Here is a 14,769-nt window from a genome sequence, read left to right on the forward strand (position 1 = left end):
TGGCTGGGTAAGCTCACCCAGGCTTTTGCCCACGAGCCGAAAAACCGCCAGGAGCTGCTGGAGCTGCTGCGCGATGCACACCAGAACAAACTGCTGGACAGCGAAGCGCTGGCCATCGTCGAAGGCGCCATCCAGGTGGCTGACTTGCAGGTCCGGGACATCATGGTCCCGCGCTCGCAAATGATCAGCATCAAGGCGACCCAGACACCCCGCGAGTTTCTGCCGGCCGTGGTCGACTCGGCCCACTCCCGCTATCCGGTGATCGGCGAAAGCCACGATGACGTGATGGGCGTGTTGCTGGCCAAGGACCTGCTGCCGTTGATCCTCAAGGAGAACGGCGAAAGCTTCAACATCAAGGACCTGCTGCGCCCGGCCACCTTCGTGCCGGAGTCCAAGCGCCTTAACGTGCTGCTGCGCGAGTTTCGCGCCAACCACAACCACATGGCCATCGTCATCGACGAGTACGGCGGCGTGGCCGGTCTGGTGACCATCGAAGACGTGCTGGAACAAATCGTCGGCGACATCGAAGACGAACACGACGTCGAAGAAGACAGCTACATCAAGCCGCTGCCCAGCGGTGATTTCCTGATCAAGGCCCTGACACCGATCGAGAACTTCAACGAGTTTTTCGACAGTGAATTCTCCGACGACGAGTTCGACACCGTTGGCGGTCTGGTAATGAGCGCGTTCGGGCATTTGCCAAAACGTAACGAAATCACTGAAATCGGCCCGTACCGTTTCCGCATCCTGAACGCCGACAGCCGTCGGATTCACTTGCTTCGCCTGACGCCCATTGCTCGCTAAGGATTGAAATGCGCTGGACAACCCGCCCCGGCTGGCCCGGTAACCTGCTGGCCGTGGCGGCCGGTGCAATCACCACTCTGGCCCTGGCGCCGTTCGATATCTGGCCACTGGCACTGCTCGCCGTCGGCCTGTTCTATGCGGGCCTGCGCGAGCTGAGCCCACGCCAGGCGCTGGGCCGCGGCTGGTGTTTCGGTTTCGGCCTGTTCGGTGCCGGCACCAGCTGGATCTACTACAGCATTCACCATTTCGGCGGCGCCTCGGTGTTGCTGGCCGGGTTCCTGATGTTGATCTTCACGGCGGCGATTGCCTGGTTCTTTGCCCTGCCCGCCTGGATTTGGGCGCGCTGGCTGCGCCGCAATGAAGCGCCGCTGGCCGATGCCCTCGCCTTCGCTGCGCTGTGGGTCGCCCAGGAAGCCTTCCGCGGCTGGTTCCTGACAGGCTTCCCGTGGCTGTATTCCGGCTACAGCCAGCTCGATGGCCCGCTGGCCGGGCTCGCGCCCATCGGCGGGATGTGGCTGATTTCCTTCACCCTGGCCCTGACGGCCGCGCTGATCTACAACGGCTTGCGCCTGGTTCGCACGGGGCGTAAAGGCTTCATTGCTGCCGGTGTATTGCTGCTGGTCGGCCCCTGGCTGCTCGGCATGGCACTCAAGCACCACGCCTGGACCAGCCCGTCGGGCCCGCCACTGAGCGTTGCCGCCATTCAGGGCAACATCGAACAAAGCATGAAGTGGGACCCGGCGCAGCTCAATGCGCAACTGGCGCTGTACCGCGACATGAGTTTCAGCTCCAGGCGCGTCGATCTTCTCATCTGGCCGGAAACGGCGATCCCGGTGCTCAAGGAGTCCGCCGAGGGCTACCTGAACATGATGGGCAGCTTCGCGGCCGAGCGTAAATCAGCGCTGATTACCGGTGTCCCGGTCCGTATGGAGGTACGCCACGAGAAGCGTTTCTTCAATGGCATCACCGTGACCGGTGAAGGCGACGGCACTTACCTGAAGCAAAAACTGGTGCCTTTTGGTGAATATGTTCCGCTGCAGGATGTGCTGCGCGGGTTGATCGCATTCTTCGACCTGCCGATGTCGGACTTTGCCCGCGGCCCGGCCGACCAGCCGCTGCTGCAGGCCAAGGGTTATCAGATCGCGCCGTTCATCTGCTATGAAGTGGTTTATCCGGAGTTCGCCGCCAGCCTTGCCGCCCGCAGCGACCTGTTGCTGACCATCAGCAACGACACCTGGTTCGGCACCTCCATCGGCCCGCTGCAACACCTGCAGATGGCGCAGATGCGTGCACTGGAGGCTGGCCGCTGGATGATCCGCGCCACCAACAACGGTGTGTCCGGCCTGATCAATCCGTTCGGTCAGATTACCGATCAGATCCCGCAGTTCGAACGCGGCATCCTGTATGGCGAAGTGGTGCCGATGCACAACCTCACACCATACCTGGAATGGCGTTCGTGGCCATTGCTCATTGCCTGCGTGTTGTTGTTTGGCTGGGCCCTGATTGCGAGCCGGATGGCCAAGACCGTTTAAAAGCTTCGTCGGATCGCCCCCCGGAGCAAGCCCGCTCCCACACTGGATACAAGTCGGTCACAGTATTTGTGTACGACGCCAATCAAATGTGGGAGCGGGCTTGCTCCGGGCGGCGATCCGACGAAGGCGGCATCACAGGCACCGCATCAATCAGTGCCGACATCACCTCAATAGAACAACGAATAACCGATCTGCCCCACCGCCTCGTTCATCAACTGCCCGTTCTGCCAGATCGCCTTGAACTCCGGCATCCACCCCCCCAGTGGCTGCGCGTTGTCGCCGCCCAGAAACCCCACTGGCGCCGGCACCACCTCAAATCCGGCCTTGCGGAAACTCCAGACCGCTCGCGGCATATGCCAGGCTTGAGTCACGAGCACTACACGCTTGATGCCCTGTGGAAGCAACACCTCGGCGCTGAACTGCGCGTTCTCCCAGGTAGTGCGGCTACGCCCTTCCTGCCAGCGCACGCTCACGCCAAAATCGTCACGCAAGGAGTCAGCCATTATCTGCGCCTCACTTGGCGGCGTGCCGTAATGCAGGCCACCACTGACCAGTACCGGCAACCCGGAAGCCTTGGCCAGCCGCGCGGCAAAGCGCTGGCGCTCCAGACCGACACCCGTGGGCTGGTCGGCACCCCAGGCCACGTCACCACGCTCGCGCCCCGAACCGAGGACCACGATCGCGTCTGCGCGCTGCCCCAGTCCCGCCCATTCCTCGCGGGTCAGCGGTGGCTCACGCTCGAGCAGGCCGGCACTCCACTGCACCACCACCGGCAGGCTCATCAGCCAGAAACCACCCAACCCCAGAGCAAAGCACACACTGGCAAGCCTTGGTCTTGAACGACGCAACCACCAGGCAAGCAAAAGCAGCAGCAACAGAATGCCGGGTGGCAAAAGAAGTTGTTTCACGAAATAACGAAAAGGCATCGAGCATCTCCCGGAGATGCCCGAAGCCTAAGTGGGTTGGCGCGATGCGACAATGAATACAGAGGGACTATGCTTCAAAAAATCATGGAGCATGGCTCTGCGGCCTATTTGAAATGCAAAGACCGGACCTTTACCGCGTCTCTGCCGGGAACCTTGTCCTTGAGCCAGATGATCTTGGCCGAACGTGGTGCGTCGAGTTGCTTTACCGCTTCTGACAAGCATCCGTGTGTTTCACGTTCACTGCGATCCAGATATGCCTTGACCAGTGCAAACTCTGCGGGGCTCAGGCCGCGCAGTTCCAGTTCCAGAGGGCGTTCGTCGCGCAACCGGCCAGCGGTTCTTGCCGCGTCCAGGGCCAAGGCCAACCGATCGATCAGCCTTTCGTACAGCTCCGGTTTTGTAGCTTTTTGCTGTGACTCAACCATCCCTCACCTCATTGGAAGATAAGACCTACTCCCCAGTTAGAGCTTAGCTTCCATGAACAATCCGGCTGAACGCCGCGACCAACGGCCCTCGCGGCGGTTTTTGCAGGACGCGCGGCAGCAATCAGGGTTTCCCTCGGTAGAGCGCGGTCATGTATGCTACGGCGCTTCCTGTAACTCCACTTCCAGCTCGGCTGGGCATCGAAAACGCCAATGTGGCGAGATCAGCGTCCAGCGTTGCATTGAAGAGGATTAGGCCACCCCTATTCAGTTCAAAAGTAGCCATGCACGAACAATATCAGCCCCGTGAAATCGAAGCCGCCGCCCAGTCGTTCTGGGACGAGCAAAAGTCCTTTGAAGTCAGTGAACAGCCAGGCAAGGAGACTTACTACTGCCTGTCGATGTTCCCTTACCCCAGCGGCAAGCTACACATGGGGCACGTGCGCAACTACACCATCGGCGACGTGATCTCCCGCTACCAGCGCATGCAAGGCAAGAATGTTCTGCAACCAATGGGTTGGGACGCCTTCGGCATGCCGGCGGAAAACGCCGCGATGAAGAACAACGTAGCGCCCGCCAAGTGGACCTACGAAAACATCGCCTACATGAAAAGCCAGTTACGCAGCCTGGGCCTGGCGGTGGACTGGTCGCGCGAAGTGACCACCTGCAAACCCGATTACTACCGCTGGGAACAATGGCTGTTCACTCGCCTGTTCGAAAAAGGCGTGATCTACAAAAAAAGCGGCACCGTGAACTGGGACCCGGTCGACCAGACCGTCCTGGCCAACGAGCAGGTGATCGACGGTCGCGGCTGGCGCTCCGGCGCGCTGATCGAAAAGCGCGAAATCCCGATGTACTACTTCAAGATCACCGCCTACGCGGATGAGCTGCTGGAGAGCCTCGACGAACTGACTGGCTGGCCTGAACAGGTCAAGACCATGCAGCGCAACTGGATCGGCAAGTCCCGCGGCATGGAAGTGCAGTTCCCGTACAACGTCGATTCCATCGGCGAAACCGGCGCACTGAAAGTCTTCACCACCCGTCCGGACACCCTGATGGGCGCCACCTACGTTGCCGTGGCCGCCGAGCACCACCTGGCGACCCTGGCCGCGCAGAACAATCCTGAGCTGCAAGCGTTCATCGCTGAATGCAAGGGCGGCAGCGTGGCCGAAGCCGACGTCGCCACCCAGGAGAAAAAAGGCCTGCCGACCGGCCTGTTCGTCGAGCACCCGCTGACCGGTGAGAAACTGCCGGTATGGGTCGCCAACTACGTGCTGATGCACTACGGCGATGGCGCGGTGATGGCGGTTCCGGCCCACGACGAGCGCGATTTCGAATTCGCCCACAAATACAACCTGCCGGTCAAATCGGTAGTGCGCACCAGTTCCGGTGACAGCAACCCGGCGCCATGGCAAGACGCCTACGGCGAGTACGGCACGCTGATCAATTCCGGCGAGTTCGACGGCCTCGACTTCGCGGGTGCCTTCGACGCCATCGAAGTCGCGCTGATCAAGAAAGAACTGGGCGCATCGCGTACCCAGTTCCGCCTGCGCGACTGGGGCATCAGCCGCCAGCGCTACTGGGGCTGCCCGATCCCGATCATCCACTGCACCACCTGCGGTGACGTGCCGGTACCGGAAGATCAACTGCCTGTCGTGCTGCCGGAAGACGTCGTACCCGACGGCGCCGGCTCGCCACTGGCACGCATGCCCGAGTTCTACGAGTGCACCTGCCCTAAATGCGGCGCACCGGCCAAGCGTGAAACCGACACCATGGACACCTTCGTCGAGTCCTCGTGGTATTACGCCCGCTACGCCTCGCCGCACTATCAAGGCGGCCTGGTAGAAAAATCAGCGGCCGACCACTGGCTGCCGGTTGACCAGTACATCGGCGGTATCGAACACGCGATCCTGCACCTGCTCTATGCGCGCTTCTTCCACAAGTTGATGCGTGACGAAGGCCTGGTGAGCTCCAACGAGCCGTTCAAGAACCTGCTGACCCAGGGCATGGTGATCGCCGAGACTTACTATCGTCGCGAAGCCAATGGTGCTTACACCTGGTTCAACCCGGCGGACGTTGAACTCGAACGCGACAGTAAGGCCAAGGTCATCAGCGCCAAGCTGATCGCAGACGGCCTGCCGGTGGAAATCGGTGGCACCGAGAAGATGGCCAAGTCCAAGAACAACGGCGTTGACCCACAGTCGATGATCGACCAGTTCGGCGCAGACACCTGCCGCCTGTTCATGATGTTCGCCTCGCCACCTGACATGAGCGCGGAATGGTCCGACTCGGGCGTCGAAGGTTCGCACCGTTTCCTCAAGCGCGTCTGGCGTCTGGCTCAAGCCCACGTCACCCAAGGCCTGCCAGGCAAACTGGACGTTGCCAGCCTGAACGACGATCAGAAAGCCATTCGCCGCTCGATCCACCAGGCTATCAAGCAGGCCAGCCACGACGTCGGCCAGAACCACAAATTCAACACCGCCATCGCCCAGGTGATGACGCTGATGAACGTGCTGGAAAAAGCCGCACAAGGCAGCGAACAGGATCGCGCACTGGTCCAGGAAGGTCTGGAAACCGTGACTCTTCTGCTGGCCCCTATCACCCCGCACATCAGCCACGAGCTGTGGCATCGCCTGGGGCACGCCGACCCGGTGATCGACGCCGGCTGGCCGGCACTGGACGAAAGCGCGCTGGTACAGGACAGCCTGCAGCTCGTCATTCAAGTGAACGGCAAACTGCGTGGTCACATCGAAATGCCGGCCAGCGCCAGCCGTGAAGAAGTCGAAGCCGCCGCCCGTGCCAACGAAAACGTGTTGCGTTTCGTCGACGGCCTGACCATTCGTAAAGTGATCGTAGTGCCCGGGAAACTGGTCAATATCGTCGCCAGCTAATTGGACCAGGCGCCAGGTGAGCCTGGCGCCGAGTAAAACCTTTCGGGCCGTTTGATCGGCCCACATGGTTTCAAGGGGAGCAACAAGATGATCAAACGCAATCTGCTGGTGATGGGCCTCGCGGTTCTGTTGAGCGCCTGCGGTTTCCAGCTGCGCGGCACCGGCACCGACGAACTGGCGATCAAGGAACTCGACCTGAGTGCCCGCAACGCCTATGGCGAAACCGTTACCCAATTGCGTCGGGTACTGGAAGGTAGCGGCGTCAAAGTCTATACCGGCGCACCGTACAAACTGGTGCTGACCAATGAGCAGGAAAGCCAGCGCATCCTCAGCTACGCAGGCGCCAGTAGTACGGGCGAGTACCAGGTCACCACCGTGCTGAACTACGACATCCGTGGTCGCGGTGATCTGCCATTGTTGAGCGACAAGCTTGAAGTGCAGAAAGTCTTTATGCACGACAGCAGCAACCTGGTGGGTTCCGACCAGGAAGCCGCAACGGCCCGGACGGAGGCCCGCCGCGAGCTGGTTCAACGCATGATGCTGCGCCTGCAACAACTGAACCCTGGCCAGCTGGATCAGTTGCAACAGACTGCCGAAGCCAAGGCCAAGGCTGATGCCGCGGCACTGGAAGCGGCAAAGAAGGCTGAAGCGGAAACCCCGCGTCAGTCGCCTATCGAACTGCCGCAGCAGTAAGACTTACGGGGCGCTCAGGCGCCCCGTTCGCCCTCTCTTATGAAGCTCGCCCCCGCCCAACTCGCCAAACACCTGCAAGGCGCTCTTGCGCCCGTCTACATCATCAGCGGCGATGACCCGCTGCTGTGCCAGGAGGCGGCCGACGCCATTCGCACAGCCGCCCGTCAGCAGGGATTCGATGAACGCCAGGTGTTTGCCGCCGACGCCAGTTTCGACTGGGGGACGTTGCTGCAAGCCGGTGCCAGCATGTCGCTGTTCGCCGAAAAGCGCCTGCTGGAACTGCGCCTGCCTTCCGGCAAACCCGGCGACAAAGGTGCCGCCGCACTGATCGAGTACTGCTCGCGCCCGGCCGACGATACCGTGCTGCTGATCAGCTTGCCGAAACTCGATGGCAGCGCGCAGAAAACCAAGTGGGGCAAAGCGCTGGTCGAAGGACAGCAGACCCAGTTCGTGCAGATCTGGCCGGTCGATGTCGCCCAGTTGCCTAGCTGGATCCGCCAACGATTGTCCCAGGCCGGGCTTTCCGCCAGCCAGGACGCCGTTGAGCTGATCGCAGCGCGGGTCGAGGGCAACTTGCTGGCCGCCGCCCAGGAAATCGAAAAGCTCAAACTGATGGCCGAAGGCGGTCAGATCACCGTTGAAACGGTGCAGGCTGCGGTGGCCGATAGTGCGCGCTTCGACGTCTTCGGCCTGACCGATGCGGTACTCAATGGTGAAGCGGCCCACGCGTTGCGCATGCTCGAAGGCTTGCGCGGTGAAGGCGTCGAGCCGCCGGTGATTCTCTGGGCCCTGGCCCGGGAGTTGCGCCTGCTGGCCAATATTTCGCTGCAATACAGCCAGGGGACGCCGCTGGACAAGGCCTTCAGCCAGGCCAAACCTCCGGTCTGGGACAAACGCAAACCGTTGATGAGCAAAGCCCTGCAACGCTACTCGGCACAACGCTGGGCGCAACTGCTGCTCGAAGCTCAGCGCATCGACGCGCAGATCAAGGGCCAGGCTGCCGGCTCACCGTGGATGAGCTTGAGTCGGTTGACGCTCTTGATGGCCGGGCAACGTCTGACATTGCCGGCGGAGTAATCCACTTTCCTGTGGCGAGGGGGCTTGCCCCCGTTCGGCGGCGAAGCCGTCGTAAAATCGATATACACGGTTTAACTGCACTACCGCGTGCACCGGTTATGGGTGCGCTTCGCGCCCCAACGGGGGCAAGCCCCCTCGCCACAAAACACCAACCTCACGCCCCATTCAGAATGTTCCTACTCTATACGGGACTAGACAGCCCCCCAACTTCGGCCGATGATTTGCCCCGCAAAAACCACTCAATTGCGAGGCACCATCATGAGCAAAAAGCCATCAAAGCATGGCCCCAACAAGGCCAAATCCATCATTGCCCAGCCACTGTTCCGCAGCCGTCAGGAACGCCCCGCCAAGGGCAAAGGCAGTTACCGCCGCGAAGCCTTCCAGTCTGACAGCTGGGAGGCTTCTTACTTTCTGGCTGCGTAAAGCAGAACACCCCTTTGACATGGTAAGGTCTGTACCTGATTCGTACTCCCTGGACCCGTGCATGCCCTTTTGTCTTCCCCGTCGTTGGCACTTACGCCAATTGATCGCTGCATCCAGCCTTGTTTTGCTTGTCGCCTGTGCGGAAAAACCGACCGCAGCCGACGCTCAGCCGCTTCAGACACTTCCTGTCGCTACCGCCCCGGCGGTTGTTCCGCCCGTGGTTCCGACAGGTGAGAACCTCGACATCCAGCCTACCCAGACCTTTGCCGAATGGCAGGCGGGTTTCCGCAAGGATGCCCTGGCCGCCGGCATCCGCGCCGATCTGTTTGATCGCGCTTTCGCCAATGTCAGCTTCGACCCCAGTGTGATTCGTGCCGATCGCAGCCAACCGGAGTTCGCAAAACCGGTGTGGGAATACCTGGACGGCGCCTTGTCGCCGCTGCGGGTACGCAAAGGCCAGTCGCTGATCAATCAGTACGCCGATATTCTGCAAAGCATCGAGCAGCGTTACGGCGTTGACCGCCAGGCGCTGGTAGCCGTGTGGGGAATGGAAAGCAACTTTGGCCAGTTCCAGGGCAGCAAGTCGGTGATCAACTCGCTGGCGACCCTGGCCTACGAAGGCCGTCGCCCCGGTTTCGCCCACGCGCAATTGATTGCTGCCCTGCAAATCCTGCAACAGGGCGATATCGAACCCGAGAAGATGCTGGGTTCCTGGGCCGGCGCCATGGGCCAGACCCAGTTCATCCCGACCACCTATAACACCCACGCCGTCGATTTCGACGGCGACGGCCGTCGCGATATCTGGGGCAGCTCGGCCGACGCCCTGGCCTCGACCGCGCACTACCTGCAAAGCTCCGGCTGGCAGAGAGGTCAGCCGTGGGGCTTTGAAGTCCAGCTGCCGAGCGGCTTCAACTACGTACTGGCCGATGGCACGATTCGCAAGAGTGTCGCCGAATGGCGACAACTGGGCATTACACTACCCAACGGCGGCCAGGTCCCGGCAGGCTCGGAGCAACTGTCCGCGGCACTGTTGTTGCCGGCCGGCTATCGCGGTCCGGCGTTCCTGGTGCTCGATAACTTCCGGGCGATTCTCAAATACAACAACTCGTCGTCCTACGCCTTGGGGGTGAGCCTGTTGTCCGAACGCTTCAATGGCACAGGCCTGATCAGCGGCATGTGGCCAAAGGATGACCTGCCACTGAGCCGTACCGAGCGGATCGAGCTGCAAAACCTGTTGAGTGCGCAAAACTACGACGCCGGCACCGCCGACGGGATCATTGGCGCCAATACTCGCAAGGCAATCCGCAGCGCCCAGCAGTCGTTTGGCTGGCCGGCGGATGGCTATCCGACGCACAAGTTGCTGGAAGGTTTGCGTAACCGATAGTCTGTCGTATGGCGAATGCCGCCATCGCGAGCAAGCTCGCTCCCACAGTGGTTTGTGTTGTTCACAGATCCAATGTGGGAGCGGGCTTGCTCCGGGCGGCGATCCGACGATGACTGACTGACAGACAGCGGAAATCTAGCGCCTGACCACCACGTCCTGCTCCAACACCAACTCCTTGTTCCCCGCATCCAGCCGCACCAACGCCCCCATGGGCAACGTCAGGTTCGGGTCGCAATGGCCGCTGCGCCATCCGGACAGCACCGGAATCCTCAATGGCTCGAAGGTCTGCTTGAGCAACCTCTCCAGCGCTGCCACATCCACACCCGCCACATCCCCTACCAACACACCGCGCAGCTTGTGCAACGTGCCTGCCAGCCGCAACTGGGTCAGCAACCGGTCGATGCGATACAGCGGCTCGTTGATGTCCTCGATCAACAGAATGACACCCTCGGCGTCAATCTCGTAGGGCGTGCCCATGGTCGCGGCGATCATGGCCAGATTGCCACCGAGCAAGCGTCCATGAGCCACGCCTGGCTCGACCGTAGTCAGCGGGTAGGCCACTGGATGAGCCAGCACTGTGCCCGCCCTCACCTGCCCTCGCAGCATGTTGAAGAAGGAAAACTCTGTAGGTTGTTGCTTGCCACCCAGCAGATCGGCGTTGAGCATCGGCCCATGAAACGTCACGAAACCTGCATATCGGCTGATCGCCAAATGCAGTGCAGTGATGTCGCTGTAACCGATGAACGGCTTGGCGTTGTCGCGCAGCAACCCGAAATCGATACGATCGAGCAACCGGGGCGTGCCATAACCACCGCGCAGGCAGATGATGGCATCCACCTCGCTGTCGGCGAATGCTGCATGCAGGTCGCCAAGTCGCACCTCGTCGCTACCGGCCAGATAGCCGTCTTTCTCGTAGACCCCGGGATACACTTTCAGTGAGTAACCCCGGGCACGCATCCATTGCAGCGCCTTGTCGGTATCCAGCGTCGCGGGACCGGCGGGTGCGATAACGCCGATCATGCCTTCCGACGGCAGTGCCGGGACGGGAGTGTGAGGGCAAAGAGTGTGGGTCGGTCGAGCGGTCATCCGTGAATCTCCCTGAGTGAACACTTCACACACAGTAGTCAGGAACGGGGACAAACAGAAGAGGGTCAGTCGCCCCGCAGGTTGCAGGAAAAAACGGCCGCGGCCGTAGGCCAGGCAAAAAAACGCCCGCAAGGCTTTGAAACCTTGCGGGCGTTTTATGTTTTACAGTCGATCAGGACGACATCAGCTCGGCCTTGACCAGCTTGGCCTGCTCGTCGGCGTGATACGAGGAGCGTACCAACGGACCCGAGGCGACGTTCTTGAAGCCCATCTTGTAGCCTTCCTCGGCGAACCAGGCGAAGGTGTCCGGGTGCACGAAGCGCTGCACCGGCAAGTGGCTGCGGGACGGTTGCAGGTACTGGCCGAGGGTCAACATGTCGATGTCGTGTTCGCGCATGCGCTTCATGACTTCGATGACTTCTTCGTCGGTCTCGCCCAGGCCCAGCATCAGGCCGGACTTGGTTGGAATGTGCGGCATCATCTGCTTGAAGCGTTGCAGCAGGGTCAGCGACCACTGGTAGTCGGAGCCCGGGCGCGCAGCCTTGTACAGGCGCGGCACGGTTTCCAGGTTGTGGTTGAACACATCAGGCGGCTCGGCGGCGGTGATTTCCAGGGCGATGTCCATGCGGCCGCGGTAGTCCGGAACCAGGGTTTCGAGCTGCACGTTCGGCGACAGCTTGCGGATTTCACGGATGCAGTCGGCAAAGTGCTGGGCACCGCCGTCACGCAGGTCGTCACGGTCTACCGAAGTGATCACCACGTACTTCAGGCGCAAGTCGGCGATGGCGATAGCCAGGCTTTCCGGCTCGTTGACGTCCAGTGGCTTCGGACGGCCGTGGCCGACGTCGCAGAACGGGCAGCGCCGGGTGCAGATGTCACCCATGATCATGAAGGTCGCGGTGCCGCCGGAGAAGCACTCGCCCAGGTTCGGGCAGGAGGCTTCTTCACACACGCTGTGCAGCTTGTGTTTGCGCAACAGCGCCTTGATACGGTCGACTTCCGGCGAAACCGGGATGCGGACGCGAATCCAGTCCGGCTTCTTCGGCAGTTCGGTGGTCGGAATGATCTTCACCGGGATGCGTGCAACCTTCTCGGCGCCGCGCAGCTTGACGCCGGCTTCAACCTTGGGACGCGGGGCCGGGCGCTCGGTGACATCAAGCGTCGGGATCATGGTTTGCACTGCATCAGTAGTCATATCAGTCGATTCCGCCCGTCAGGGTCGTCTGCTCAGCATAGTCGAGGTGTTTGACGAGCTGCGCGCGCAGCCGGGCACTTACCTCGGCAAATTCAATCGATCCTGCGTGATCGCTCAGCTGGGTCATCGCCAGCCCGGCGTAGCCGCAGGGATTAATCCGTCGAAACGGTTCCAGGTTCATGTCCACGTTCAAGGCCAGGCCATGAAAGGAACAACCGTGGCGGATCCGCAGACCCAGGGAAGCGATTTTCGCCCCGTTGACGTAGACACCCGGTGCATCAGGCTTGGCTGCGGCGGTCACGCCGTAGCTGGCCAGCAGCTCGATCAGGCACTGCTCGATACGGGTGACCAGATCGCGCACGCCAAACCCGAGCTTGCGTACGTCCAGTAGCAGATAAGCCACCAGTTGGCCGGGGCCGTGGTAGGTCACCTGACCACCACGGTCGACCTGCACCACCGGAATATCACCGGGAAGCAGCAAATGCTCGGCCTTGCCCGCCTGCCCCTGAGTGAACACCGGAGGGTGCTCAACCAGCCAGATCTCGTCGGCGGCATCACTACCGCGTTCGTTGGTGAAGCGTTGCATGGCATGCCAGACCGGCTCGTAAGCCATCTGGCCGAGCTCGCGAAAGCCCAGCGTGCCAGACATCACAACACCATGTGCACGAAGCCGGTGGCCCGCAGTTCGCTGTTGATGTTGTACAGCTGGTCCTGGTCGGTCGCGACGATGTGCAACTGAATGGTGGTGTATTTGCCGTTGCTGCTCTGGCGCTCGTCAACACGCTCATCGTTGATCTTGGCGTGTTTCTCGACGATCTTGATGATCTTGTCCTTGTTGCCCACACCGGTATCGCTGATTACCTTAACGGGATAGTCAGTGACCGGGAATTCGATCTTTGGCGCCTTTACTTCGGTATCGGTCATGGCGTAACGGCCTCTTGAGCGTAAGCCGTGGCGACGGGCATGGCCCCGTGCTGGATCAGCACGGGGCCATGCAGGTGCACACTAAATTCAGTTGAACAAGCCGTAGAAGAATAGACGGATGCTATCCCACATACGGCGGAAGATACCACCTTCCTCGACAGCGTCCAGAGCGATCAGGTCAGCGCTGTGCACTACCTTGTCGTCCAGCTTCACTTCGACTTTACCGATCACGTCGCCCTTGGCGATTGGCGCGACCAGTTGCGGGTTCATGGTCATGCTGGCAGCGAGCTTTTTCAGCTGGCCTTTCGGCAGGGTCATGGTCAGGTCTTCAGCCAGGCCGGCCTTGACTTGATTGGTGGAGCCCTTCCAGACAGGCGCCTGGGCCAGCTCGGCGCCCTTCTGATAGAAGGTCTGGGTTTCGAAGAAGCGGAAACCGTAGGTCAGCAGCTTCTGGGTTTCTGCGGCACGGGCCACTTCGCTGTTAGTGCCGAACACCACGGCGATCAGGCGCATGCCATCACGTACGGCCGAGGACACCATGCAGTAGCCGGCTTCGTCGGTGTGGCCGGTTTTCAGACCGTCGACGGTCTTGTCGCGCCACAGCAGCAGGTTACGGTTGGGTTGCTTGATGCCGTTCCAGAAGAACTCTTTCTGCGAGTAGATCGCGTAGTGAGCCGGGTCTTCGTGGATGATCGCGCGGGCCAGCACAGCCATGTCGTGAGCCGACGAATAGTGCTCAGGGTTCGGCAGGCCGGTCGGGTTCATGAAGTGGGTGTTGGTCATGCCCAGGTCGGCGACGGTCTTGTTCATCAGGTCGGCGAAGGCGTCTTCGCTACCGGCGATGTGCTCGGAGAGCGCGACACTGGCGTCGTTACCCGACTGGATGATGATGCCGTGCAGCAGGTCGCTGACGGTGACCTGCGAGCCGACCTTGATGAACATCCGCGAACCGCCGGTACGCCAGGCGTTTTCGCTGACGGTCACCGGATCGTTTTCGCCGATCTGGCCACGACGGATTTCCAGGGTCGCGATGTACGCGGTCATCAGCTTGGTCAGGCTGGCCGGTGGCAGACGCTGGTCACCATTGTTCTCGACCAGCACGTTGCCGCTGCTGGCATCCATGAGCACATAGGCCTTGGCGGCCAATTGTGGTGGCGAAGGCATCATCTCGACCGCGAACGCGGCAGGTGAGAGAAGCAGCGGGACTAACAGGAACAGGCGTTTGGCAAAGGTGGTGATGTTCATCCGTCTCTCGAAATCGCTAATGGAAACTGCCCAAGGGCAAAACTAATCAGATGACTTTCTAACGAGTCATCGCGTGTTCAGTTGCTCACTCTGTAACCCTTGCCGGGCTTTTGTTCTTCAACGAGCCAACAACCTGATTCACCCCCCAATCGCTGGTGAATCGTCAA

At 61.0% G+C, this 14,769-nt stretch carries 14 protein-coding genes; 7 read left to right on the plus strand and 7 right to left on the minus strand.

The genetic code is table 11. The annotated features are described in order from the left end of the window. On the plus strand, window positions 1-804 hold an 804-nt coding region (locus tag PMI29_RS14210; protein WP_007998408.1), incomplete at its 5' end, for an HlyC/CorC family transporter. 8 nt (window positions 805-812) lie between these two features. Then, window positions 813-2,336, plus strand: coding sequence for an apolipoprotein N-acyltransferase (gene lnt, locus PMI29_RS14205; protein ID WP_007998409.1), 1,524 nt, complete (start codon window positions 813-815; stop codon window positions 2,334-2,336). Window positions 2,337-2,503: 167 nt separating this feature from the next. On the opposite strand, the gene PMI29_RS14200 is transcribed toward lnt, so the two are convergent. Next, complete coding sequence (locus PMI29_RS14200; RefSeq protein WP_007998411.1) at window positions 2,504-3,262, minus strand: YdcF family protein; 759 nt, start codon at window positions 3,260-3,262, stop codon at window positions 2,504-2,506. Window positions 3,263-3,366: 104 nt separating this feature from the next. Then, window positions 3,367-3,687 carry a hypothetical protein gene (locus tag PMI29_RS14195; RefSeq protein WP_007998412.1) on the minus strand — a complete coding sequence of 107 codons (321 nt, stop codon included), beginning with the start codon at window positions 3,685-3,687 and terminating at the stop codon, window positions 3,367-3,369. A 281-nt stretch (window positions 3,688-3,968) separates the two neighbouring features. Between PMI29_RS14195 and leuS the strand changes: the two genes are divergently transcribed. The 5 genes from leuS (at window position 3,969) to PMI29_RS14170 (ending at window position 10,152) form a co-directional block, all read left to right on the plus strand. Next, complete coding sequence (gene leuS / locus PMI29_RS14190; RefSeq protein ID WP_007998414.1) at window positions 3,969-6,575, plus strand: leucine--tRNA ligase; 2,607 nt, start codon at window positions 3,969-3,971, stop codon at window positions 6,573-6,575. A gap of 87 nt (window positions 6,576-6,662) precedes the next feature. Continuing rightward, a complete protein-coding gene (locus PMI29_RS14185; protein WP_007998416.1) occupies window positions 6,663-7,268 on the plus strand; it encodes an LPS-assembly lipoprotein LptE in 606 nt (201 codons plus the stop codon). A 39-nt stretch (window positions 7,269-7,307) separates the two neighbouring features. Next, window positions 7,308-8,345, plus strand: coding sequence for a DNA polymerase III subunit delta (holA, locus tag PMI29_RS14180; protein WP_007998419.1), 1,038 nt, complete (start codon window positions 7,308-7,310; stop codon window positions 8,343-8,345). Between the two features lie 258 nt (window positions 8,346-8,603). Next, the gene (gene arfA, locus PMI29_RS14175; protein WP_007990624.1) at window positions 8,604-8,768 is read left to right on the plus strand and encodes an alternative ribosome rescue factor ArfA; all 165 of its coding nucleotides are present in this window, start codon (window positions 8,604-8,606) and stop codon (window positions 8,766-8,768) included. Between the two features lie 61 nt (window positions 8,769-8,829). Further along, window positions 8,830-10,152, plus strand: coding sequence for a lytic murein transglycosylase (locus tag PMI29_RS14170; protein ID WP_007998420.1), 1,323 nt, complete (start codon window positions 8,830-8,832; stop codon window positions 10,150-10,152). 135 nt (window positions 10,153-10,287) lie between these two features. Here PMI29_RS14170 and PMI29_RS14165 read toward each other — a convergent pair whose 3' ends face one another. The 5 genes from PMI29_RS14165 to PMI29_RS14145 all read right to left on the minus strand — a co-directional run bounded on the left by PMI29_RS14165 (window position 10,288) and on the right by PMI29_RS14145 (window position 14,602). Beyond that, window positions 10,288-11,238, minus strand: a complete 951-nt coding sequence (locus PMI29_RS14165; protein ID WP_007998422.1) for a S66 peptidase family protein — start codon at window positions 11,236-11,238, stop codon at window positions 10,288-10,290. Between the two features lie 172 nt (window positions 11,239-11,410). Next, window positions 11,411-12,409, minus strand: coding sequence for a lipoyl synthase (lipA, locus tag PMI29_RS14160; RefSeq protein WP_162130289.1), 999 nt, complete (start codon window positions 12,407-12,409; stop codon window positions 11,411-11,413). Window positions 12,410-12,434: 25 nt separating this feature from the next. Continuing rightward, the gene (gene lipB, locus PMI29_RS14155) at window positions 12,435-13,082 is read right to left on the minus strand and encodes a lipoyl(octanoyl) transferase LipB (RefSeq protein WP_007998424.1); all 648 of its coding nucleotides are present in this window, start codon (window positions 13,080-13,082) and stop codon (window positions 12,435-12,437) included. Next, window positions 13,082-13,357 carry a DUF493 domain-containing protein gene (locus PMI29_RS14150; RefSeq protein ID WP_007990615.1) on the minus strand — a complete coding sequence of 92 codons (276 nt, stop codon included), beginning with the start codon at window positions 13,355-13,357 and terminating at the stop codon, window positions 13,082-13,084. The genes lipB and PMI29_RS14150 overlap by 1 nt, the downstream gene beginning before the upstream one ends. Window positions 13,358-13,444: 87 nt before the next feature. After that, the gene (locus PMI29_RS14145) at window positions 13,445-14,602 is read right to left on the minus strand and encodes a D-alanyl-D-alanine carboxypeptidase family protein (RefSeq protein WP_007990613.1); all 1,158 of its coding nucleotides are present in this window, start codon (window positions 14,600-14,602) and stop codon (window positions 13,445-13,447) included. Between the last annotated feature and the right edge of the window lie 167 nt (window positions 14,603-14,769).

The sequence above is a fragment of the Pseudomonas sp. GM49 genome (genome assembly GCF_000282355.1).
In the GTDB taxonomy this organism is placed as follows: domain Bacteria; phylum Pseudomonadota; class Gammaproteobacteria; order Pseudomonadales; family Pseudomonadaceae; genus Aquipseudomonas.

Bases quoted from the DNA above. Each gene is read 5' to 3' on its own strand.
- lnt (WP_007998409.1), top strand. From the start codon at position 813: ATGCGCTGGACAACCCGCCCCGGCTGGCCCGGTAACCTGCTGGCCGTG.
- PMI29_RS14200 (WP_007998411.1), bottom strand. From the start codon at position 3,262: ATGCCTTTTCGTTATTTCGTGAAACAACTTCTTTTGCCACCCGGCATT.
- PMI29_RS14195 (WP_007998412.1), bottom strand. From the start codon at position 3,687: ATGGTTGAGTCACAGCAAAAAGCTACAAAACCGGAGCTGTACGAAAGG.
- leuS (WP_007998414.1), top strand. From the start codon at position 3,969: ATGCACGAACAATATCAGCCCCGTGAAATCGAAGCCGCCGCCCAGTCG.
- PMI29_RS14185 (WP_007998416.1), top strand. From the start codon at position 6,663: ATGATCAAACGCAATCTGCTGGTGATGGGCCTCGCGGTTCTGTTGAGC.
- holA (WP_007998419.1), top strand. From the start codon at position 7,308: ATGAAGCTCGCCCCCGCCCAACTCGCCAAACACCTGCAAGGCGCTCTT.
- arfA (WP_007990624.1), top strand. From the start codon at position 8,604: ATGAGCAAAAAGCCATCAAAGCATGGCCCCAACAAGGCCAAATCCATC.
- PMI29_RS14170 (WP_007998420.1), top strand. From the start codon at position 8,830: ATGCCCTTTTGTCTTCCCCGTCGTTGGCACTTACGCCAATTGATCGCT.
- PMI29_RS14165 (WP_007998422.1), bottom strand. From the start codon at position 11,238: ATGACCGCTCGACCGACCCACACTCTTTGCCCTCACACTCCCGTCCCG.
- lipA (WP_162130289.1), bottom strand. From the start codon at position 12,409: ATGATCCCGACGCTTGATGTCACCGAGCGCCCGGCCCCGCGTCCCAAG.
- lipB (WP_007998424.1), bottom strand. From the start codon at position 13,082: ATGTCTGGCACGCTGGGCTTTCGCGAGCTCGGCCAGATGGCTTACGAG.
- PMI29_RS14150 (WP_007990615.1), bottom strand. From the start codon at position 13,357: ATGACCGATACCGAAGTAAAGGCGCCAAAGATCGAATTCCCGGTCACT.
- PMI29_RS14145 (WP_007990613.1), bottom strand. From the start codon at position 14,602: ATGAACATCACCACCTTTGCCAAACGCCTGTTCCTGTTAGTCCCGCTG.